This is a genomic window from Pseudomonas sp. AFG_SD02_1510_Pfu_092 (assembly GCF_003331055.1).
Classification (GTDB): Bacteria; Pseudomonadota; Gammaproteobacteria; order Pseudomonadales; family Pseudomonadaceae; genus Aquipseudomonas.
This window is the reverse complement of sequence record NZ_PUQD01000003.1, coordinates 133,817-153,343: the sequence shown is the minus strand read 5'-3', so window position 1 is coordinate 153,343 and position 19,527 is coordinate 133,817. Positions and strand designations below refer to the sequence as shown.

The window sequence follows — 19,527 nt, the reverse complement described above, 5'->3', positions numbered from 1 at the left end:
TGGGGCAGGTAATGCCCGCTCCCTGCTCCGCCAGGAGGAAAGGCCTTGAAAGACCTACTGAATTTGCTGAAAAACCAGGGTCAAGTCGAAGAGTTCGACGCCATCCGCATCGGTCTGGCGTCGCCTGAAATGATCCGTTCGTGGTCGTTCGGTGAAGTTAAGAAGCCGGAAACCATCAACTACCGTACGTTCAAACCTGAGCGTGACGGCCTGTTCTGCGCCAAGATCTTTGGCCCAGTCAAGGACTACGAGTGCCTGTGCGGCAAGTACAAGCGCCTCAAGCACCGCGGTGTGATCTGCGAGAAGTGCGGCGTTGAAGTTGCCCTGGCCAAAGTTCGTCGTGAGCGCATGGCGCACATCGAACTGGCCTCGCCGGTTGCCCACATCTGGTTCCTGAAGTCGCTGCCGTCCCGTATCGGCCTGCTGATGGACATGACCCTGCGTGACATCGAGCGCGTGCTCTACTTCGAGAGCTACGTCGTTATCGACCCGGGCATGACCACCCTGGAAAAGGGTCAGCTGCTGAACGACGAGCAGTACTTCGAAGCGCTGGAAGAGTTCGGTGACGACTTCGACGCCCGCATGGGTGCCGAGGCTGTGCGCGAGCTGCTGCACGCTATCGACCTGGAGCACGAGATCGGTCGCCTGCGCGAAGAAATTCCGCAGACCAACTCGGAAACCAAGATCAAGAAGCTGTCCAAGCGCCTGAAGCTGATGGAAGCGTTCCAGGGCTCGGGCAACCTGCCTGAGTGGATGGTCCTGACCGTCCTGCCAGTGCTGCCGCCGGACCTGCGTCCGCTGGTGCCGCTGGATGGCGGCCGCTTCGCGACCTCCGACCTGAACGACCTGTATCGTCGGGTGATCAACCGTAACAACCGTCTGAAGCGCCTGCTGGATCTGTCGGCGCCGGACATCATCGTGCGCAACGAAAAGCGCATGCTGCAGGAAGCGGTCGACGCCCTGCTGGACAACGGCCGTCGCGGTCGCGCCATCACTGGCTCGAACAAGCGTCCGCTGAAGTCCCTGGCCGACATGATCAAAGGTAAGCAAGGTCGCTTCCGTCAGAACCTGCTCGGTAAGCGTGTGGACTACTCCGGCCGTTCGGTAATTACCGTAGGCCCGACCCTGCGTCTGCACCAGTGCGGTCTGCCGAAGAAGATGGCCCTCGAGCTGTTCAAGCCGTTCATTTTCGGCAAGCTGGAAATGCGTGGTCTGGCGACCACCATCAAGGCTGCCAAGAAGATGGTCGAGCGCGAACTGCCAGAGGTGTGGGACGTACTCGCCGAGGTGATCCGCGAACACCCCGTGCTGCTCAACCGTGCGCCGACCCTGCACCGTCTGGGTATCCAGGCCTTTGAACCGGTTCTGATCGAAGGTAAGGCTATCCAGCTGCACCCGCTGGTCTGTGCCGCGTACAACGCCGACTTCGACGGTGACCAGATGGCCGTTCACGTGCCGCTGACCCTCGAAGCCCAGCTCGAAGCGCGCGCGCTGATGATGTCGACCAACAACATTCTGTCGCCAGCCAACGGTGAGCCAATCATCGTTCCGTCGCAGGACGTTGTACTGGGTCTGTACTACATGACCCGCGAAGCCATCAACGCCAAGGGCGAAGGTCGCGTGTTCGCCGACCTGCAGGAAGTCGACCGCGTATTCCGCGCCGGCGAGGCTGCCCTGCACGCGAAAATCAAGGTTCGTATCAACGAAACCGTGAAAGAGCGTGACGGTTCCGTGGTCAAGAACACCCGCATCGTCGACACCACTGTCGGCCGTGCGCTGCTGTTCCAGGTTGTCCCGGCAGGCCTGCCGTACGACGTGGTCAACCAGCCGATGAAGAAGAAGGCGATCTCCAAGCTGATCAACCAGTGCTATCGCGTGGTTGGCCTGAAAGAGACCGTGATCTTCGCTGACCAGCTGATGTACACCGGTTTCGCTTACTCGACCATTTCCGGCGTTTCCATCGGTGTTAACGACTTCGTTATCCCGGACGAGAAAGCCCGCATCATCGGTACCGCTACCGACGAAGTGAAAGAAATCGAGAGCCAGTACGCCTCCGGCCTGGTAACCCAGGGCGAGAAGTACAACAAGGTCATCGACTTGTGGTCGAAGGCGAACGACGAAGTGTCCAAGGCGATGATGGCCAACCTCTCGAAAGAGAAGGTCATCGACCGCGAAGGCAAGGAAGTCGAGCAAGAGTCCTTCAACTCGATGTACATGATGGCTGACTCCGGTGCGCGGGGTTCCGCAGCCCAGATCCGTCAGCTGGCCGGTATGCGTGGTCTGATGGCCAAGCCGGACGGCTCCATCATCGAGACGCCGATCACGGCGAACTTCCGTGAAGGCCTGAGCGTTCTGCAGTACTTCATTTCGACCCACGGTGCTCGTAAGGGTCTGGCGGATACCGCACTGAAGACTGCGAACTCCGGTTACCTGACTCGTCGTCTGGTAGACGTTGCCCAGGATCTGGTAGTTACCGAGATCGACTGCGGCACCGACCAGGGCCTGCTGATGACCCCGCACATCGAAGGTGGCGACGTAGTAGAGCCGCTCGGTGAGCGCGTACTGGGCCGTGTCATCGCCCGTGACGTGTTCAAGCCAGGCACCGAGGACGTCATCGTTCCGGCCGGTACTTTGGTCGACGAGAAGTGGGTCGAGTTCATCGAGCTGAACAGCATCGACGAAGTGGTCGTGCGTTCGCCGATCAACTGCGAAACCCGCTACGGTATCTGCGCCAAGTGCTACGGTCGTGACCTGGCTCGCGGTCACCAGGTAAACATCGGTGAAGCTGTCGGCGTTATCGCTGCTCAGTCGATCGGTGAGCCGGGTACCCAGCTGACCATGCGTACGTTCCACATCGGTGGTGCTGCAAGCCGTACCTCGGCTGCCGACAGCGTCCAGGTGAAGAACGGCGGTATGGTGCGTCTGCACAACCTGAAGCAGGTCGAGCGTGCCGATGGCAACCTGGTTGCCGTATCGCGTTCTGGCGAACTGGCCATTGCCGACGAATTCGGCCGTGAGCGTGAGCGCTACAAGCTGCCATACGGTGCGGTAATTTCGGTCAAGGAAGGTGAAAAGGTCGAAGCTGGCGCCATCGTCGCCAAGTGGGACCCGCACACCCACCCGATCGTTACCGAACTGAAAGGTACCGTGACCTTCGTGGGCATGGAAGAAAACATCACCATCAAGCGTCAGACCGACGAATTGACCGGTTTGACCAACATCGAAGTCCTGGACGTCAAGGATCGCCCTGCCGCTGGCAAGGAAATCCGTCCGGCGATCAAGATGGTCGATGCTTCTGGCAAGGATCTGTACCTGCCAGGTACCGACGTACCTGCCCAGTACTTCCTGCCGGCCAACGCCCTTGTCGGTGTGGCTGACGGTGCCCAGATCGGCGTTGGTGACGTTATCGCGCGTATCCCGCAAGAAACGTCGAAGACCCGTGACATCACCGGTGGTCTGCCGCGCGTTGCCGACCTGTTCGAAGCTCGTCGTCCGAAAGAAGCCTCGATTCTGGCTGAAGTCAGCGGCACCATCGCGTTCGGTAAAGAGACCAAGGGCAAGCGTCGTCTGGTCATTACTCCGACCGACGGTAGCGACCCGTACGAAGAGCTGATTCCGAAGTGGCGCCACCTGAACGTCTTCGAAGGCGAACAGGTAAACCGCGGCGAAGTTATCTCCGACGGCCCGAGCGATCCGCACGACATCCTGCGTCTGCTGGGTGTGAGCGCGCTGGCGAAGTACATCGTCAACGAGATCCAGGACGTTTACCGTCTGCAGGGCGTGAAGATCAACGACAAGCACATCGAGACCATCCTGCGTCAGATGCTGCGCAAGGTCGAGATCTCCGAGTCGGGCGATTCCAGCTTCATCAAGGGCGACCAGATGGAGCTGACTCAGGTGCTGGTCGAGAACGAGCGTCTCGCTGCCGATGACAAGTTCGTCTCCAAGTTCACCCGTGTGCTGCTGGGTATCACCAAGGCGTCGCTGTCGACCGAGTCGTTCATCTCCGCGGCTTCCTTCCAGGAAACCACCCGCGTACTGACCGAAGCGGCGGTAACCGGCAAGCGCGACTACCTGCGCGGCCTGAAAGAGAACGTGGTCGTGGGTCGTCTGATCCCGGCCGGTACTGGTCTGGCCTACCACAGCGAGCGCAAGCGTCGCCGTGATGCCGACAAACCGCTGCGTGTAAGCGCCAGTGAGGTGGAAGCCGCACTGACCGAAGCGCTGAATTCCAGCGGTAACTAAGTACAGGGCAGGGCCCCGGCTAGCCTCGAACGGCCATCGGCGACAGCAAATGTTGCCGATGATCGGGCGGGGAGGGCCGGGGCCTCGTCTTGACTGGGTGCAAGATCCTCTTTAGACTTTTGTACCCTTAAATTTGGTGAGGCTCCGTCTCGCCAATTTTTGGCTTTCTTGCAAGACAATAGCGTCGCAAGACAATCAGTGGAGCTAGTAGATGGCAACTATCAACCAGCTGGTACGTCAGCCGCGTAAGCGTACCGTCGAGAAATCCGACGTACCTGCGCTGCAGAACTGCCCGCAGCGTCGTGGCGTGTGCACCCGTGTGTACACCACCACGCCGAAAAAACCTAACTCGGCACTACGTAAAGTATGCCGTGTGCGTCTGACCAACGGTTTCGAGGTTTCCTCGTACATCGGTGGTGAAGGCCACAACCTGCAAGAGCACAGCGTCGTCCTGATCCGTGGCGGCCGTGTAAAAGACTTGCCAGGTGTTCGTTACCACACCGTTCGCGGCTCTCTGGATACTTCGGGCGTCAAAGGCCGTAACCAGGGTCGTTCGAAGTACGGTACCAAGCGTCCGAAGTAATCGGCCGTTTGCAGACATCCATTTATTTGAGTCGATAAGAGTAAGGTCGGGCAGGGGTCGAAGACCCGCGTCCCGGGCTAACCTGAAGACCGTTTGAGGGCTTATCATGCCAAGACGTCGTGTAGCAGCAAAACGTGAGATCCTTGACGATCCTAAGTACGGATCCCAGATTCTCGCCAAGTTCATGAACCACGTGATGGAAAGCGGCAAGAAGGCCGTAGCCGAGCGCATCGTTTACGGTGCTCTGGATACCGTCAAAGCACGCAAGAACAGCGACCCCCTGGAAATCTTCGAGAAAGCTCTCGACGCCATCGCTCCGCTGGTCGAAGTAAAGTCCCGCCGTGTCGGCGGTGCCACTTACCAGGTTCCGGTTGAAGTTCGTCCATCCCGTCGTAACGCTCTGGCAATGCGCTGGCTCGTAGACTACGCCCGCAAGCGCGGCGAGAAGTCGATGGCTCTGCGCCTGGCCGGCGAACTGCTGGATGCTGCCGAAGGCAAGGGTGCTGCAGTCAAGAAGCGTGAAGACGTGCACCGTATGGCCGAAGCCAACAAAGCGTTCTCGCACTACCGCTTCTAATTCAAGCATCAATTATTTTGCGAGGGCTTTATGGCTCGTACTACAGCAATTAACCGCTACCGTAACATCGGTATCTGTGCCCACGTTGACGCGGGCAAGACTACCACTACCGAGCGGATCCTGTTCTACACAGGCCTGAGCCACAAGATGGGCGAGGTGCACGACGGCGCCGCGACCACCGACTGGATGGTGCAGGAGCAGGAGCGCGGTATCACCATTACCTCCGCTGCCGTTACCACCTTCTGGAAAGGTTCTCGTGGTCAGTACGACAACTACCGCGTAAACGTCATCGATACCCCCGGCCACGTTGACTTCACCATTGAAGTAGAGCGTTCGCTGCGTGTACTCGACGGCGCGGTCGTTGTGTTCTGCGGTACCTCCGGCGTTGAGCCGCAGTCCGAAACCGTATGGCGTCAGGCCAACAAATACGGCGTTCCACGTGTTGTCTACGTGAACAAGATGGACCGTGCCGGTGCCAACTTCCTGCGCGTTGTCGGCCAGATCAAGAACCGCCTGGGTCACACCCCGGTTCCGGTCCAGCTGGCGATCGGTGCAGAAGACGACTTCCAGGGTCAGGTCGACCTGATCAAGATGAAAGCCATCTACTGGAACGAAGACGACAAAGGCACCACCTACCGCGAGGAAGAAATTCCTGCGGATATGGTCGAGCTGGCTAACGAATGGCGCAACAACATGGTTGAAGCCGCCGCCGAAGCCAACGAAGAGCTGATGAACAAGTACCTTGAAGAAGGTGAGCTGACCGTCGAAGAGATCAAGGCAGGCCTGCGTGCGCGCACCCTGGCCAGCGAGATCGTTCCGGCTGTCTGCGGTTCGTCGTTCAAGAACAAGGGCGTTCCCCTGGTTCTCGACGCCGTTATCGACTTCCTGCCAGCTCCGACCGAGATCCCGGCGATCAAGGGTATCCACCCTGACCTGATCGACGTGCCGAAGGACGAAGTCAAGCCTGAGCAGTTCGACGAGCGTCACGCTGACGACAACGAGCCGTTCTCGGCCCTGGCGTTCAAGATTGCCACCGACCCGTTCGTTGGTACTCTGACCTTCGTTCGCGTTTACTCGGGCTTCCTGAGCTCCGGTGACTCCGTCATCAACTCGGTCAAGGGCAAGAAAGAGCGCGTTGGTCGTATGGTGCAGATGCACGCCAACCAGCGTGAAGAGATCAAGGAAGTACGTGCAGGCGACATCGCTGCTCTGATCGGCATGAAGGACGTCACCACCGGTGACACCCTGTGCAACGCCGACAAGCCGATCATCCTCGAGCGTATGGACTTCCCGGAGCCTGTGATTTCGCTCTCCGTAGAGCCGAAAACCAAGGCCGACCAGGAGAAGATGGGTATCGCACTGGGCAAGCTGGCCCAGGAAGACCCGTCGTTCCGCGTCAAGACCGACGAAGAAACTGGTCAGACCATCATCTCCGGTATGGGTGAGCTGCACCTGGACATCCTCGTTGACCGCATGAAGCGCGAGTTCAACGTCGAGGCCAACATCGGCAAGCCGCAGGTTTCGTACCGCGAGAAGATCACCAAGTCCAACGTCGAGATCGAAGGCAAGTTCGTTCGTCAGTCGGGCGGTCGTGGTCAGTTCGGTCACTGCTGGATCCGTTTCTCGGAGCCGGATCAGGACGACAAGGGCAACATCACCGAAGGTCTGGTGTTCTCCAACGAAGTCGTTGGCGGTGTGATTCCTAAGGAATACATCCCTGCGATCCAGAAGGGTATCGAAGAACAGATGAAAAACGGCGTTGTTGCCGGTTATCCTCTGATCGGCCTGAAGGCCGCGGTATTCGACGGTTCGTACCACGACGTCGACTCCAACGAAATGGCGTTCAAGATCGCTGCTTCGATGGCAACCAAGCAACTGGCCCAGAAGGGCGGTGGCGTGGTTCTCGAGCCGATCATGAAGGTCGAAGTTGTAACCCCGGAAGACTACCTGGGTGACGTGATGGGTGACCTGAACCGTCGTCGTGGTCTGGTCCAGGGTATGGATGAGTCGGTCTCTGGCCGCGTCGTCCGCGCTGAAGTTCCGCTCGGAGAAATGTTCGGTTACGCAACCGACGTTCGTTCCATGTCTCAGGGTCGCGCAAGCTACTCCATGGAATTCTCCAAATACGCCGAAGCTCCGTCGAACATCGTCGAAGCACTCGTTAAAAAACAAGGCTAATCCCCTTTAGGCAAGAGGTTCACTGTCGTGGCTAAAGAAAAATTTGATCGTTCCCTTCCCCACGTTAACGTCGGCACTATCGGCCACGTTGACCACGGTAAGACCACTCTGACCGCAGCTCTGACTCGCGTCTGCTCCGAAGTTTTCGGTTCGGCAGTCGTTGAGTTCGACAAGATCGACTCGGCTCCGGAAGAAAAAGCGCGCGGTATCACCATCAACACCGCTCACGTCGAGTACAACTCGAACATTCGTCACTACGCTCACGTTGACTGCCCAGGTCACGCTGACTACGTGAAGAACATGATCACCGGTGCTGCCCAGATGGACGGCGCGATCCTGGTTTGCTCGGCCGCCGATGGTCCGATGCCACAAACCCGTGAGCACATCCTGCTGTCCCGTCAGGTAGGCGTTCCTTACATCGTGGTCTTCCTGAACAAGGCTGACCTGGTAGACGACGCTGAGCTGCTGGAACTGGTCGAGATGGAAGTTCGCGACCTGCTGTCCACCTACGACTTCCCAGGCGACGACACCCCGATCATCATCGGTTCGGCTCGTATGGCGCTGGAAGGCAAAGACGACAACGAAATGGGCACTACCGCTGTCAAGAAGCTGGTAGAAACTCTGGATGCCTACATCCCTGAGCCAATTCGTGCCGTTGACCAGCCGTTCCTGATGCCGATCGAAGACGTATTCTCGATCTCGGGTCGTGGTACCGTTGTTACCGGTCGTATCGAGCGTGGTATCGTCCGCGTTCAGGATCCGCTGGAAATCGTTGGTCTGCGTGACACCACCACCACCACCTGCACCGGTGTTGAGATGTTCCGCAAGCTGCTGGACGAAGGCCGTGCTGGCGAGAACTGCGGCGTTCTGCTGCGTGGTACCAAGCGTGACGACGTTGAGCGTGGCCAGGTTCTGGTCAAGCCAGGTTCGGTCAAGCCGCACACCAAGTTCACCGCAGAAGTCTACGTTCTGTCGAAGGAAGAAGGCGGTCGTCACACTCCGTTCTTCAAAGGCTACCGTCCTCAGTTCTACTTCCGTACCACTGACGTGACCGGTAACTGCGAACTGCCGGAAGGCGTTGAAATGGTAATGCCAGGTGACAACATTCAGATGACTGTTACCCTGATCAAGACCATCGCAATGGAAGACGGTCTGCGCTTCGCTATCCGTGAAGGCGGTCGTACCGTCGGCGCCGGCGTCGTAGCCAAAATCATCGAGTAATCACTCGACCGATTGAAAAAACCCCCGCTCAGCGGGGGTTTTTTTTATTGGGTTGACACTAAATGGGGGCGTCTATAGAATCACGCCTCCTTTTAGCGGGCGTAGTGCGTCCGTTGGGAACAGCCTGGAGTCTGAAATCCAATGCAAAATCAGCAAATCCGTATCAGGTTGAAGGCTTTCGACCATCGCCTGATCGACCAATCCACCCAGGAAATCGTGGAAACCGCGAAACGTACTGGTGCACAAGTGCGTGGTCCAATTCCACTGCCTACCCGCAAAGAGCGTTTCACCGTTCTGGTTTCCCCGCACGTCAACAAAGACGCGCGTGACCAGTACGAGATTCGCACTCATAAGCGTGTTCTGGACATCGTCCAGCCAACGGATAAAACCGTTGACGCGCTGATGAAGCTTGATCTGGCGGCAGGTGTGGAAGTACAGATCAGCCTCGGCTAAGACTTCGGTCTAGTCGTGTAACGCTCTGAAATGGGCGGCCATAGCGGGTGAAAGCCCCGTACACTCATGAGGTTTACAACATGACTATTGGTGTAATCGGTCGCAAGTGCGGTATGACCCGCATTTTCACCGAAGAAGGTGTCTCCATTCCGGTCACGGTCATTGAGATCGAGCCGAATCGCGTCACCCAGTTCAAAACTGAAGAAACCGATGGCTACCGTGCAGTGCAAGTCACTGTCGGCGAGCGTCGTGCTTCGCGTGTGACTGCCGCTCAGGCAGGCCACTTCGCCAAGGCCAACGTTGCCGCTGGTCGCGGTGTTTGGGAGTTCCGTCTTGAAGAAGGCGATTTCCAGGCTGGCGATCTGATCAAAGCTGAACTCTTCACTGCAGGCCAGCTGGTAGACGTTACTGGTCAGTCCAAAGGTAAAGGCTTCGCCGGTACCATCAAGCGCTGGAACTTCCGTGGCCAGGACAACACCCACGGTAACTCCGTGTCGCACCGTGTCCCAGGTTCCATCGGCCAGTGCCAGACTCCTGGTCGTGTGTTCAAGGGCAAGAAAATGTCCGGTCACATGGGCGCCGAGCGCGTGACTGTTCAGTCCCTGGAAGTTGTTCGCGTAGACGCTGAACGCAACCTGCTGCTGGTCAAGGGTGCCGTTCCAGGCGCTACTGGCGGCGACGTGGTTGTACGTCCAGCTGTCAAGGCTCGCGGTTAAGGGGAAACTGACATGCAACTCAATGTAAATGACGCTCAGGCGATCGAAGTTTCCGAACTGACTTTCGGTGGCGAATTCAACGAGACGCTGGTACACCAAGCAGTCGTGGCCTACATGGCCGGCGGCCGTCAGGGCACCAAGCAGCAAAAGACCCGTTCCGACGTGGCTGGTGGCGGTAAGCGCCCATGGCGTCAGAAGGGTACTGGCCGTGCTCGTGCTGGTACCACTCGTGGTCCGATCTGGCGTGGCGGTGGTGTAACCTTCGCAGCTCGCCCTCAGGATCACTCGCAGAAGCTCAACAAGAAGATGTACCGCGCAGCTCTGCGCTCCATCCTCGCTGAGCTGGTGCGTAGCGACCGTCTGGTCGTGGTTCAGGACTTCGCTGTTGAAGCGCCGAAAACCAAAGATCTGCTGAACAAGCTGAACGGCATGGGTCTGAGCGACGTACTGATCGTTTCCGACGCTGTTGATCAGAACCTGTACCTGGCTGCTCGCAACCTGCCGCACGTCGACGTTCGTGACGTACAAGGTTCCGACCCGGTCAGTCTGATCGCATACGAGAAAGTGTTGATCACTGTCTCGGCCGTGAAGAAATTCGAGGAGCTGCTGGGATGAACCAGGAACGCGTATTCAAAGTCCTCCTTGGCCCGCACGTTTCCGAGAAGGCTACCGTTCTGGCTGAGAAAAAAGGCCAGTTCGTATTCAAGGTTGCTACCGATGCAACCAAGCTGGAAATCAAGAAAGCTGTCGAAGGCCTGTTCAACGTAAAAGTTGAAAACGTGTCGACTGTTAACGTTCTGGGTAAAACCAAGCGTACCGCACGTGGTCTGGGCAAGCGTAATGACTGGAAGAAGGCGATCGTCTCCCTTCAGCCAGGCCAAGATCTCGATTTCAGCAGCAGTGCTGAGTAAGGAAGGGGTGCATCATGGCAATCGTTAAATGCAAACCGACTTCCCCTGGCCGCCGTTTCGTGGTCAAGGTGGTCAACAAGGAGCTGCACAAAGGCGCTCCTCACGCACCGCTGATCGAGAAAAAATCGAAGTCTGGTGGTCGTAACAACAATGGCCGCATTACCACTCGTCACGTTGGTGGTGGTCACAAGCAGCATTACCGTCTGGTCGACTTCCGTCGCAACGACAAAGATGGCATTCCAGCCACTGTCGAGCGTATCGAATACGACCCGAACCGTACTGCTCACATCGCCCTGCTGTGCTACGCAGACGGTGAGCGTCGCTACATCATCGCCCCTAAAGGCGTGAGCGCTGGCGACCAGCTGATCGCAGGTGCCCTGGCCCCAATCAAGGCCGGTAACTCCCTGCAGCTGCGCAACATTCCAGTGGGTAGCACCATTCACGGCATCGAACTGAAGCCGGGTAAAGGTGCTCAGATCGCTCGTTCCGCTGGTGCTTCGGCTCAGCTGATCGCTCGCGAAGGTGTCTACGTGACCCTGCGTCTGCGCTCTGGTGAAATGCGTAAAGTCCTGGCTGAGTGCCGTGCGACCCTGGGCGAAGTCTCGAACTCCGAGCACAGCCTGCGTTCGCTGGGTAAAGCTGGTGCCAAACGCTGGCGCGGCGTTCGCCCAACCGTTCGTGGTGTTGCCATGAACCCGGTTGACCACCCACACGGTGGTGGTGAAGGTCGTACCTCCGGTGGTCGTCATCCGGTATCGCCATGGGGCTTCCCAACCAAGGGTGCTAAAACCCGTGGTAATAAGCGTACCGACAACATGATCGTCCGTCGTCGCAAGTAACTAGAGGGATACGACAGTGCCACGTTCTCTGAAAAAAGGTCCTTTTATCGATCTTCACCTGCTGAAGAAGGTCGAAGTGGCGGTGGAGAAGAACGATCGCAAGCCAGTTAAAACCTGGTCGCGCCGTTCGATGATCCTGCCACAAATGGTCGGTCTGACCATCGCGGTACACAACGGTCGTCAACATGTCCCAGTTCTCGTGAACGAAGACATGGTCGGCCACAAACTGGGCGAGTTCGCCGGTACCCGCACCTACCGCGGGCACGTGGCTGACAAGAAAGCCAAGCGTTAAGGGGTAAGGAAATGGAAGTAGCCGCTAAGTTGTCGGGCGCTCGCATCTCCGCCCAGAAAGCCCGCTTGGTCGCCGACCAGATCCGCGGGAAGAAGGTGGGCGAAGCGCTCAACCTGTTGGCCTTCAGCAGCAAAAAAGCCGCTGAAATCATGAAGAAAGTCCTCGAGTCGGCCGTTGCCAACGCCGAACACAACGAAGGCGCAGACGTTGATGACCTGAAGGTCTCCACCGTCTTCGTCAACGAAGGGCGTTCGCTGAAGCGCATCATGCCACGTGCCAAAGGCCGTGCTGATCGCATCGTCAAGCGGTCTTGCCATATCACTGTCAAGGTTGCGGACAAGTAACGGAGTCGATCAGATGGGTCAGAAAGTACATCCCACTGGCATTCGCCTGGGAATCGTCAAGGAGCACACCTCCGTCTGGTACGCAGACGGTGCTACTTACGCAGATTACCTGTTGAAGGATCTGAAAACGCGTGAGTACCTCCAAGACAAACTAAAAAGCGCGTCCGTAAGCCGTATCGATATTCATCGTCCGGCTCAAACTGCACGCATCACCATCCACACCGCTCGTCCCGGTATCGTTATCGGTAAGAAAGGTGAAGATGTCGAGAAGCTGCGTCAGGACCTGACCAAGCAGATGGGTGTGCCTGTGCACATCAACATCGAAGAGATCCGCAAGCCGGAACTCGACGCCATGCTGGTTGCGCAGAGCGTAGCTCAGCAGCTGGAACGCCGCGTAATGTTCCGTCGCGCCATGAAGCGCGCCGTACAGAACGCCATGCGTATTGGTGCCAAGGGCATCAAGATCCAGGTGAGCGGTCGTCTCGGCGGTGCTGAGATTGCTCGTACCGAGTGGTATCGCGAAGGTCGTGTGCCTCTGCACACCCTGCGTGCCGATATCGACTACAACACCTACGAAGCTCACACCACTTACGGTGTGATCGGTGTGAAGGTTTGGATCTTCAAAGGCGAAGTTATTGGTGGTCGCCAAGAAGAACTGAAACCACAAGCACCAGCGCCTCGTAAAAAAGCTGCTAAGTAAGGGGTACGCCAAATGTTGCAACCAAAGCGTACAAAATTCCGCAAGCAGATGACTGGCCACAACCGTGGTCTGGCACTGCGCGGTAGCAAAGTCAGCTTCGGCGAATTCGCCCTGAAAGCTGTTGCTCGCGGTCGCCTCACCGCTCGCCAGATCGAGTCCGCACGTCGTGCGCTGACCCGTCACGTCAAGCGTGGCGGTAAGATCTGGATCCGTGTGTTCCCGGACAAGCCGATCTCCAAGAAGCCTCTCGAGGTTCGTATGGGTAAAGGTAAGGGCTCCGTGGAATACTGGGTTGCCCAGATTCAGCCAGGCAAAGTCCTGTATGAAATCGAAGGTGTTTCTGAAGAGCTGGCGCGCGAAGCTTTCGCCCTGGCTGCTGCAAAGCTGCCTCTCGCCACCTCCTTTGTTAAGCGGACGGTGATGTGATGAAAGCGAATGAACTTCGTGAAAAATCTGCACAGCAGCTGAATGAGCAACTGCTCGGCTTGCTGCGCGACCAGTTCAATCTGCGTATGCAGAAAGCAACTGGCCAGTTGGGGCAGTCGCACCTGCTCTCGCAAGTTAAGCGTGACATCGCTCGCGTGAAAACTGTGCTCAACCAGCAGGCAGGTAAGTGATCATGGCTGAAGCTGAAAAAACCGTCCGTACGCTGACTGGCCGTGTCGTCAGCGACAAAATGGACAAGACCATCACCGTTCTGATCGAGCGTCGCGTAAAGCACCCGATCTACGGTAAATACGTTAAGCGTTCGACTAAGCTGCACGCGCACGACGAATCCAACCAGTGCAAGATCGGCGACAAGGTTTCCATCCGTGAAACCCGTCCGCTGGCCAAGACCAAGTCCTGGGCACTGGTTGAAGTCCTCGAACGCGCTGTTGAAGTCTAAGGGCTAGGGGTCGGAGAAATTTTATGATTCAGACTCAATCCATGCTCGATGTGGCCGATAACAGCGGCGCTCGTCGCGTCATGTGCATCAAGGTTCTCGGCGGTTCGCACCGCCGTTACGCCGGCATCGGTGACATCATCAAAGTAACCGTCAAGGAAGCAATTCCGCGCGGTAAGGTCAAGAAAGGCCAGGTGATGACCGCTGTTGTCGTCCGTACCCGTCACGGTGTACGTCGCGCTGACGGTTCCATCATTCGTTTCGACGGCAACGCTGCTGTTCTGCTGAACAACAAGCAAGAGCCGATCGGCACTCGCATCTTCGGGCCAGTGACCCGTGAACTTCGTACCGAGAAGTTCATGAAGATCGTCTCGCTCGCCCCTGAAGTGCTGTAAGGAGATCCGACATGCAAAAGATTCGTCGTGACGACGAGATCATCGTGATCGCCGGCAAAGACAAAGGTAAGCGCGGTAAGGTGCTGAAGGTTCTGGCTGATGACCGTCTGGTCATCGGTGGTGTGAACCTGGTCAAGCGTCATACCAAGCCTAACCCGATGGCGGGCGTTCAGGGCGGTATCGTCGAGAAAGAAGCGCCTCTGCACGCTTCCAACGTTGCCATCTTCAACGGCGAAACCAACAAGGCTGACCGCGTTGGTTTCAAAGTAGAAGACGGTAAGAAAATTCGTGTCTTCAAGTCGACCCAAAAAGCGGTTGATGCTTGAACACTGCTAGGTAGAAGACCATGGCACGACTGAAAGAGATTTACCGGAACGAAATCGCTCCTAAGCTTAAGGAAGAACTTAAGCTGTCGAACGTGATGGAAGTTCCGCGCGTTACCAAGATCACCCTGAACATGGGTCTGGGCGAAGCGATCGGCGACAAGAAAGTCATCGAGCACGCAGTAGCTGACCTGGAAAAGATCACCGGTCAAAAGCCGGTCGTGACTTTCGCTCGCAAATCCATCGCTGGCTTCAAAGTCCGCGAAGGCTGGCCGATCGGCGTCAAGGTGACCCTGCGTAGCGACAAGATGTACGAATTCCTGGACCGCCTGCTGGCGATCTCCCTGCCTCGGGTTCGCGACTTCCGCGGCCTGAATGCCAAGTCCTTCGATGGCCGTGGCAACTACAGCATGGGCGTGAAAGAGCAGATCATCTTCCCGGAAATCGACTACGACAAGATCGATGCTCTGCGCGGTTTGGACATCACCCTGACCACCACTGCTCGTTCGGACGACGAAGGCCGCGCTCTGCTGCGTGCTTTCAAGTTCCCGTTCCGCAACTGATTGGAGTAGGAAAATGGCCAAGAAGAGCATGAAAAACCGCGAGCTGAAGCGTCAGCTCACGGTAGCCAAGTTCGCTAAGAAGCGTGCTGAGCTGAAAGCGACCATCGTCAACCAGAACGCCTCTCCAGAAGAGCGTTTCGCTGCCGTTGTCGCTCTGCAGAAGCAGCCACGTGACGCTAGCGCCTCGCGCCTGCGCAACCGTTGCCGCCTGACCGGTCGTCCTCACGGTGTATACCGTAAGTTCGGCCTGGGCCGTAACATGCTGCGTCAAGCTGCAATGCGCGGTGACGTACCAGGTCTGGTCAAAGCCTCCTGGTAATCGCTGCCGGTGTGATCCCGGTGGAAGGGGAGCAATCTTCCGACCGCCGGTGACCTCGCCAACAAACAAGCCCCTATATGGGGCTTGTTTCGTTTCTACCTTGTGTCTAGAATGACCGGCTCACCTGAGCCTGGGTTTTTTGCCCTGTCCGCTCAGGTGGTTGTGATAGCCGCAAGGCTAATAATTCTTGTATCAGGAGCATCTAGCCCATGAGTATGCAGGACCCGTTAGCGGACATGCTAACTCGCATCCGTAATGCCCAGATGGCTGAAAAGTCCGTCGTAAGCATGCCTTCCTCCACCCTGAAGGTCGCGGTTGCCAAAGTTCTGAAAGACGAAGGTTACATCGCTGGCTACCAGGTAACTGGTGAGGCCAAGCCTTCCCTGTCGATCGAACTGAAGTACTTCGAAGGCCGTCCGGTCATCGAGGAACTGAAGCGCTCCAGCCGTCCAGGCCTGCGCCAGTACAAGTCCGTCGCAGAACTGCCGAAAGTACGTGGCGGCCTGGGCGTGTCTATCGTCTCCACCAACAAAGGTGTGATGACTGATCGCGCTGCGCGCGCTGCCGGTGTCGGCGGCGAAGTTCTGTGCACAGTGTTCTAAGGGGAGATAGGCATGTCTCGCGTCGCTAAGAACCCCGTTAAGCTGCCAGCAGGCGTCGAAGTCAAATTCGCCGGCCAGCAGCTTTCGGTGAAGGGTGCCAAAGGCACTCTCGAACTGAACGTTCACTCGTCTGTTGAAGTTACCGAAGAATCTGGCGAGCTGCGTTTCGTCGCTCGCAACGGTGACCAGCAAGCTCGCGCCATGGCCGGTACTACCCGTGCTCTGGTGAACAACATGGTCCAGGGCGTAAGCCAAGGCTTCGAGCGCAAGCTCCAGCTGGTCGGTGTTGGTTACAAGGCACAGGCCAAGGGCACCGTCCTGAACCTGGCCCTGGGCTTCTCGCACCCAGTGGACTACGAACTGCCAGCCGGCATCACCGCTGAAACCCCAAGCCAGACCGATATCCTGATCAAGGGTATCGACAAGCAGCTGGTGGGTCAGGTGGCCGCTGAAATCCGCGACTTCCGTCCGCCAGAGCCTTACAAAGGCAAGGGTGTGCGTTACGCGGACGAAGTAGTCCGTCGTAAAGAAGCCAAGAAGAAGTAGGGCCTAGCAAATGACCGACAAAAAAGTTATCCGACTGCGTCGCGCTCGCAAAGCACGTCTCAAGATGCACGAACTCGAAGTCGTGCGCCTGTGCGTGTTCCGCTCCTCGCAGCACATCTATGCCCAGGTCATTTCGGCCGACGGCAGCAAGGTTCTGGCAAGCGCCTCGACCTTGGACAAAGAACTGCGTGATGGCGCCACTGGCAACATCGACGCGGCCACTAAGGTTGGCAAGCTGGTAGCTGAGCGTGCGAAAGCCGCCGGTGTATCTCAAGTTGCCTTTGACCGTTCCGGCTTCAAGTACCATGGCCGCGTCAAAGCGCTGGCTGATGCTGCTCGTGAAGGCGGGCTGGAGTTCTAAGTTATGGCAAATAACGATCAAAAGCGCGACGAAGGCTACATCGAGAAGCTGGTTCAAGTTAACCGCGTTGCCAAAACCGTAAAAGGCGGCCGTATCTTCACCTTCACCGCGCTGACCGTGGTGGGTGATGGTAAAGGTCGTGTTGGCTTCGGCCGTGGCAAGTCGCGCGAAGTACCTGCCGCGATCCAGAAAGCCATGGAAGCTGCTCGCCGCAACATGATCCAGGTTGACCTGAAGGGCACCACCCTGCAGTACGCCACCAAGGCCGCCCACGGCGCCTCGAAGGTTTACATGCAGCCTGCCTCGGAAGGTACCGGTATCATCGCCGGTGGCGCAATGCGTGCTGTCCTGGAAGTTGCTGGTGTTCAGAACGTTCTGGCCAAGTGCTACGGTTCGACCAACCCTGTGAACGTGGTTTACGCCACCTTCAAGGGTCTGAAAGCCATGCAATCTCCTGAATCCATTGCTGCCAAGCGCGGCAAGAGCGTCGAGGAGATCTTCTGATCATGGCAACCGTAAAAGTAACGCTGATCAAGAGCGTCTCGGGCCGTCTGCCTAACCACAAGCTGTGCGTTAAAGGCCTGGGTCTGCGTCGCATCGGTCACACTGTAGAAGTCCAGGATACTCCCGAGAACCGCGGGATGATCAACAAGGCTTACTACATGCTGAAGGTCGAGGGTTAATCGATGAAACTCAATGATCTGAGTCCAGCGCCGGGTTCCCGTCGCGAGAAGCATCGTCCAGGTCGTGGTATCGGTAGCGGTCTGGGCAAGACCGGCGGCCGTGGCCACAAAGGTCAGACTTCCCGTTCGGGTGGTTCGATCGCTCCTGGCTTCGAAGGCGGTCAACAGCCGCTGCACCGTCGTCTGCCGAAGTTCGGCTTCGTTTCCCTGAAAGCCATGGACCGCGCCGAAGTGCGTCTGTCCGAGCTGGCCAAAGTGGAAGGCGACGTGATCTCCGTGCAATCCCTGAAGGATGCCAACGTGATCGGCCAGAACGTACAGCGCGTGAAAATCATGCTGTCTGGCGAAGTCACTCGCGCAGTCACCATCAAGGGTATCGCAGCCACCAAGGGTGCGCGTGCGGCTATCGAAGCAGCTGGCGGCAAGTTCGAGGAATAAATGGCTAAGCAAGGTGCTCTCTCTTCGCTCGGTAAGGGCGGGATGTCGGAACTCTGGGCTCGTCTGCGCTTTCTGTTCATGGCGATCATCGTCTATCGGATAGGTGCGCATATCCCGGTTCCTGGCATCAATCCAGACCGTCTGGCGGATCTGTTTCGGCAGAATGAGGGGACCATTCTTAGCTTGTTCAACATGTTTTCCGGTGGCGCGCTCGAGCGCATGAGCATCTTTGCACTGGGGATCATGCCGTACATCTCGGCATCGATCATCATGCAGCTGATGACGGCGGTCAGCCCGCAACTGGAGCAGTTGAAGAAGGAAGGTGAAGCTGGCCGTCGCAAGATCAGCCAGTACACCCGCTACGGCACCGTTATCCTGGCACTGGTTCAAGCCATTGGCATGTCCATTGGCCTGGCCAACCAGGGCGTGGCGTTTTCTGTAGGTCTGGGCTTCCATGTCGTCGCCGTCTCCACCTTCGTGGCAGGCGCGATGTTCATGATGTGGCTGGGCGAGCAGATCACCGAGCGCGGTGTGGGCAACGGTATCTCGATGTTGATCTTCGCAGGTATCGTTGCCGGTCTTCCGAGAGCAATCGGGCAGTCTTTCGAGTCTGCGCGCACAGGCGATATCAACATTTTCGCCCTGGTCGCTATCGGTTTGCTGGCAGTAGCGATTATCGGTTTCGTGGTGTTCATTGAGCGTGGTCAGCGTCGTATCGCCGTTCACTACGCCAAGCGTCAGCAGGGCCGCAAGGTCTTCGCTGCGCAGACTAGCCACTTGCCGCTTAAGGTGAACATGGCGGGGGTTATCCCGGCCATTTTCGCGAGCAGCATTCTGCTGTTCCCGGCTTCGCTGGGTGCCTGGTTCGGTCAGTCCGAAGGTATGGGCTGGCTGCAGGACATCTCGCAGTCGATCGCTCCTGGTCAGCCGTTGAACATTCTGCTGTTTAGTGCAGGGATCATTTTCTTCTGCTTCTTCTACACAGCGTTGATGTTCAACCCGAAAGACGTAGCGGAAAACCTGAAGAAGTCCGGTGCCTTTATTCCGGGTATCCGTCCTGGTGAGCAGTCGGCGCGCTACATTGATGGCGTTCTGACCCGTCTGACCATGTTCGGTGCTCTTTACATGATGGCCGTCTGCCTTCTGCCCCAGTTCCTGGTGGTGGCAGCAAATGTGCCGTTCTACCTTGGCGGGACCTCGTTGCTGATTGTGGTAGTGGTTGTGATGGACTTCATGTCCCAAGTACAATCGCACCTCGTTTCGCACCAGTACGAATCCCTGATGAAGAAAGCCAACCTGAAAGGCTACGGTGGCAGCGGTCTGCTGCGCTGATACGCCCCTAAGGTTCGAGGAGT

The 19,527-nt window shown here is 57.4% G+C and carries 27 protein-coding genes; all 27 read left to right on the top strand.

Features of this window, described 5'->3' with window-relative positions; translation table 11 throughout:
• Positions 1 to 45 precede the first annotated feature (45 nt).
• Positions 46 to 4,245 carry a DNA-directed RNA polymerase subunit beta' gene (gene rpoC, locus C6A77_RS02995; protein ID WP_114167945.1) on the top strand — a complete coding sequence of 1,400 codons (4,200 nt, stop codon included), beginning with the start codon at positions 46 to 48 and terminating at the stop codon, positions 4,243 to 4,245.
• 211 nt (positions 4,246 to 4,456) lie between these two features.
• Positions 4,457 to 4,828, top strand: coding sequence for a 30S ribosomal protein S12 (gene rpsL / locus C6A77_RS02990; RefSeq protein WP_003257088.1), 372 nt, complete (start codon positions 4,457 to 4,459; stop codon positions 4,826 to 4,828).
• A gap of 106 nt (positions 4,829 to 4,934) precedes the next feature.
• Positions 4,935 to 5,405, top strand: a complete 471-nt coding sequence (gene rpsG / locus C6A77_RS02985; protein ID WP_003246741.1) for a 30S ribosomal protein S7 — start codon at positions 4,935 to 4,937, stop codon at positions 5,403 to 5,405.
• A 30-nt stretch (positions 5,406 to 5,435) separates the two neighbouring features.
• Positions 5,436 to 7,583, top strand: coding sequence for an elongation factor G (fusA, locus tag C6A77_RS02980; RefSeq protein ID WP_114167944.1), 2,148 nt, complete (start codon positions 5,436 to 5,438; stop codon positions 7,581 to 7,583).
• A gap of 27 nt (positions 7,584 to 7,610) precedes the next feature.
• The gene (tuf, locus tag C6A77_RS02975; RefSeq protein WP_114167943.1) at positions 7,611 to 8,804 is read left to right on the top strand and encodes an elongation factor Tu; all 1,194 of its coding nucleotides are present in this window, start codon (positions 7,611 to 7,613) and stop codon (positions 8,802 to 8,804) included.
• Between the two features lie 141 nt (positions 8,805 to 8,945).
• A complete protein-coding gene (gene rpsJ / locus C6A77_RS02970) occupies positions 8,946 to 9,257 on the top strand; it encodes a 30S ribosomal protein S10 (RefSeq protein WP_003186070.1) in 312 nt (103 codons plus the stop codon).
• An 80-nt stretch (positions 9,258 to 9,337) separates the two neighbouring features.
• Positions 9,338 to 9,973 (top strand): 50S ribosomal protein L3, encoded by a 636-nt coding sequence (gene rplC, locus C6A77_RS02965; RefSeq protein ID WP_003257089.1) that lies wholly within the window; start codon positions 9,338 to 9,340, stop codon positions 9,971 to 9,973.
• Between the two features lie 12 nt (positions 9,974 to 9,985).
• The gene (rplD, locus tag C6A77_RS02960) at positions 9,986 to 10,588 is read left to right on the top strand and encodes a 50S ribosomal protein L4 (protein WP_003255485.1); all 603 of its coding nucleotides are present in this window, start codon (positions 9,986 to 9,988) and stop codon (positions 10,586 to 10,588) included.
• Complete coding sequence (gene rplW / locus C6A77_RS02955) at positions 10,585 to 10,884, top strand: 50S ribosomal protein L23 (protein WP_003255484.1); 300 nt, start codon at positions 10,585 to 10,587, stop codon at positions 10,882 to 10,884. The genes rplD and rplW overlap by 4 nt, the downstream gene beginning before the upstream one ends.
• Before the next feature lie 14 nt (positions 10,885 to 10,898).
• On the top strand, positions 10,899 to 11,723 hold the full coding sequence (gene rplB, locus C6A77_RS02950) for a 50S ribosomal protein L2 (protein ID WP_003255483.1): 825 nt from the start codon (positions 10,899 to 10,901) through the stop codon (positions 11,721 to 11,723).
• 16 nt (positions 11,724 to 11,739) lie between these two features.
• A complete protein-coding gene (rpsS, locus tag C6A77_RS02945; protein ID WP_003255482.1) occupies positions 11,740 to 12,015 on the top strand; it encodes a 30S ribosomal protein S19 in 276 nt (91 codons plus the stop codon).
• Positions 12,016 to 12,026: 11 nt separating this feature from the next.
• Entirely contained in the window at positions 12,027 to 12,359 is a 333-nt protein-coding gene (rplV, locus tag C6A77_RS02940; protein ID WP_003103908.1) for a 50S ribosomal protein L22, read from the top strand.
• A 13-nt stretch (positions 12,360 to 12,372) separates the two neighbouring features.
• On the top strand, positions 12,373 to 13,059 hold the full coding sequence (gene rpsC, locus C6A77_RS02935; protein ID WP_003255481.1) for a 30S ribosomal protein S3: 687 nt from the start codon (positions 12,373 to 12,375) through the stop codon (positions 13,057 to 13,059).
• 12 nt (positions 13,060 to 13,071) lie between these two features.
• Entirely contained in the window at positions 13,072 to 13,485 is a 414-nt protein-coding gene (rplP, locus tag C6A77_RS02930; RefSeq protein ID WP_003255479.1) for a 50S ribosomal protein L16, read from the top strand.
• Positions 13,485 to 13,676 (top strand): 50S ribosomal protein L29, encoded by a 192-nt coding sequence (gene rpmC / locus C6A77_RS02925; protein WP_002555481.1) that lies wholly within the window; start codon positions 13,485 to 13,487, stop codon positions 13,674 to 13,676. The genes rplP and rpmC overlap by 1 nt, the downstream gene beginning before the upstream one ends.
• Before the next feature lie 2 nt (positions 13,677 to 13,678).
• Positions 13,679 to 13,945, top strand: coding sequence for a 30S ribosomal protein S17 (gene rpsQ, locus C6A77_RS02920; RefSeq protein ID WP_008089812.1), 267 nt, complete (start codon positions 13,679 to 13,681; stop codon positions 13,943 to 13,945).
• A gap of 23 nt (positions 13,946 to 13,968) precedes the next feature.
• Positions 13,969 to 14,337, top strand: a complete 369-nt coding sequence (rplN, locus tag C6A77_RS02915; protein WP_002555479.1) for a 50S ribosomal protein L14 — start codon at positions 13,969 to 13,971, stop codon at positions 14,335 to 14,337.
• Between the two features lie 11 nt (positions 14,338 to 14,348).
• Positions 14,349 to 14,663, top strand: a complete 315-nt coding sequence (gene rplX, locus C6A77_RS02910; RefSeq protein ID WP_003255476.1) for a 50S ribosomal protein L24 — start codon at positions 14,349 to 14,351, stop codon at positions 14,661 to 14,663.
• A 20-nt stretch (positions 14,664 to 14,683) separates the two neighbouring features.
• Positions 14,684 to 15,223, top strand: coding sequence for a 50S ribosomal protein L5 (gene rplE, locus C6A77_RS02905; protein ID WP_003255474.1), 540 nt, complete (start codon positions 14,684 to 14,686; stop codon positions 15,221 to 15,223).
• A gap of 13 nt (positions 15,224 to 15,236) precedes the next feature.
• Positions 15,237 to 15,542 (top strand): 30S ribosomal protein S14, encoded by a 306-nt coding sequence (rpsN, locus tag C6A77_RS02900; protein WP_110637824.1) that lies wholly within the window; start codon positions 15,237 to 15,239, stop codon positions 15,540 to 15,542.
• Positions 15,543 to 15,751: 209 nt separating this feature from the next.
• On the top strand, positions 15,752 to 16,144 hold the full coding sequence (rpsH, locus tag C6A77_RS02895) for a 30S ribosomal protein S8 (protein ID WP_009681971.1): 393 nt from the start codon (positions 15,752 to 15,754) through the stop codon (positions 16,142 to 16,144).
• A gap of 12 nt (positions 16,145 to 16,156) precedes the next feature.
• Entirely contained in the window at positions 16,157 to 16,690 is a 534-nt protein-coding gene (gene rplF / locus C6A77_RS02890; protein WP_009681972.1) for a 50S ribosomal protein L6, read from the top strand.
• 10 nt (positions 16,691 to 16,700) lie between these two features.
• Positions 16,701 to 17,051: a 50S ribosomal protein L18 gene (rplR, locus tag C6A77_RS02885; protein WP_009681973.1), complete on the top strand. Its 351-nt coding sequence runs from the start codon at positions 16,701 to 16,703 to the stop codon at positions 17,049 to 17,051.
• A gap of 3 nt (positions 17,052 to 17,054) precedes the next feature.
• On the top strand, positions 17,055 to 17,555 hold the full coding sequence (gene rpsE / locus C6A77_RS02880) for a 30S ribosomal protein S5 (protein ID WP_003255465.1): 501 nt from the start codon (positions 17,055 to 17,057) through the stop codon (positions 17,553 to 17,555).
• Positions 17,556 to 17,557: 2 nt separating this feature from the next.
• Positions 17,558 to 17,734, top strand: coding sequence for a 50S ribosomal protein L30 (gene rpmD / locus C6A77_RS02875; protein ID WP_003255463.1), 177 nt, complete (start codon positions 17,558 to 17,560; stop codon positions 17,732 to 17,734).
• Positions 17,735 to 17,737: 3 nt separating this feature from the next.
• Entirely contained in the window at positions 17,738 to 18,172 is a 435-nt protein-coding gene (rplO, locus tag C6A77_RS02870; protein WP_003257107.1) for a 50S ribosomal protein L15, read from the top strand.
• The gene (gene secY / locus C6A77_RS02865; protein ID WP_003257108.1) at positions 18,173 to 19,504 is read left to right on the top strand and encodes a preprotein translocase subunit SecY; all 1,332 of its coding nucleotides are present in this window, start codon (positions 18,173 to 18,175) and stop codon (positions 19,502 to 19,504) included.
• Positions 19,505 to 19,527: the final 23 nt, after the last annotated feature.

What these genes read in the sequence shown, in the direction of transcription:
- rpsE (WP_003255465.1), top strand. Translation starts at nt 17,055, where the DNA reads ATGGCAAATAACGATCAAAAGCGCGACGAAGGCTACATCGAGAAGCTG.
- rpmC (WP_002555481.1), top strand. Translation starts at nt 13,485, where the DNA reads ATGAAAGCGAATGAACTTCGTGAAAAATCTGCACAGCAGCTGAATGAG.
- rplR (WP_009681973.1), top strand. Translation starts at nt 16,701, where the DNA reads ATGACCGACAAAAAAGTTATCCGACTGCGTCGCGCTCGCAAAGCACGT.
- rplC (WP_003257089.1), top strand. Translation starts at nt 9,338, where the DNA reads ATGACTATTGGTGTAATCGGTCGCAAGTGCGGTATGACCCGCATTTTC.
- rpsG (WP_003246741.1), top strand. Translation starts at nt 4,935, where the DNA reads ATGCCAAGACGTCGTGTAGCAGCAAAACGTGAGATCCTTGACGATCCT.
- rplE (WP_003255474.1), top strand. Translation starts at nt 14,684, where the DNA reads ATGGCACGACTGAAAGAGATTTACCGGAACGAAATCGCTCCTAAGCTT.
- rpsL (WP_003257088.1), top strand. Translation starts at nt 4,457, where the DNA reads ATGGCAACTATCAACCAGCTGGTACGTCAGCCGCGTAAGCGTACCGTC.
- rplN (WP_002555479.1), top strand. Translation starts at nt 13,969, where the DNA reads ATGATTCAGACTCAATCCATGCTCGATGTGGCCGATAACAGCGGCGCT.
- rplO (WP_003257107.1), top strand. Translation starts at nt 17,738, where the DNA reads ATGAAACTCAATGATCTGAGTCCAGCGCCGGGTTCCCGTCGCGAGAAG.
- rpmD (WP_003255463.1), top strand. Translation starts at nt 17,558, where the DNA reads ATGGCAACCGTAAAAGTAACGCTGATCAAGAGCGTCTCGGGCCGTCTG.
- rplD (WP_003255485.1), top strand. Translation starts at nt 9,986, where the DNA reads ATGCAACTCAATGTAAATGACGCTCAGGCGATCGAAGTTTCCGAACTG.
- rpsQ (WP_008089812.1), top strand. Translation starts at nt 13,679, where the DNA reads ATGGCTGAAGCTGAAAAAACCGTCCGTACGCTGACTGGCCGTGTCGTC.
- rplP (WP_003255479.1), top strand. Translation starts at nt 13,072, where the DNA reads ATGTTGCAACCAAAGCGTACAAAATTCCGCAAGCAGATGACTGGCCAC.
- secY (WP_003257108.1), top strand. Translation starts at nt 18,173, where the DNA reads ATGGCTAAGCAAGGTGCTCTCTCTTCGCTCGGTAAGGGCGGGATGTCG.
- rplW (WP_003255484.1), top strand. Translation starts at nt 10,585, where the DNA reads ATGAACCAGGAACGCGTATTCAAAGTCCTCCTTGGCCCGCACGTTTCC.
- rpsH (WP_009681971.1), top strand. Translation starts at nt 15,752, where the DNA reads ATGAGTATGCAGGACCCGTTAGCGGACATGCTAACTCGCATCCGTAAT.
- rplX (WP_003255476.1), top strand. Translation starts at nt 14,349, where the DNA reads ATGCAAAAGATTCGTCGTGACGACGAGATCATCGTGATCGCCGGCAAA.
- rpsJ (WP_003186070.1), top strand. Translation starts at nt 8,946, where the DNA reads ATGCAAAATCAGCAAATCCGTATCAGGTTGAAGGCTTTCGACCATCGC.
- rpsN (WP_110637824.1), top strand. Translation starts at nt 15,237, where the DNA reads ATGGCCAAGAAGAGCATGAAAAACCGCGAGCTGAAGCGTCAGCTCACG.
- rpsC (WP_003255481.1), top strand. Translation starts at nt 12,373, where the DNA reads ATGGGTCAGAAAGTACATCCCACTGGCATTCGCCTGGGAATCGTCAAG.
- rplV (WP_003103908.1), top strand. Translation starts at nt 12,027, where the DNA reads ATGGAAGTAGCCGCTAAGTTGTCGGGCGCTCGCATCTCCGCCCAGAAA.
- fusA (WP_114167944.1), top strand. Translation starts at nt 5,436, where the DNA reads ATGGCTCGTACTACAGCAATTAACCGCTACCGTAACATCGGTATCTGT.
- rplF (WP_009681972.1), top strand. Translation starts at nt 16,157, where the DNA reads ATGTCTCGCGTCGCTAAGAACCCCGTTAAGCTGCCAGCAGGCGTCGAA.
- rplB (WP_003255483.1), top strand. Translation starts at nt 10,899, where the DNA reads ATGGCAATCGTTAAATGCAAACCGACTTCCCCTGGCCGCCGTTTCGTG.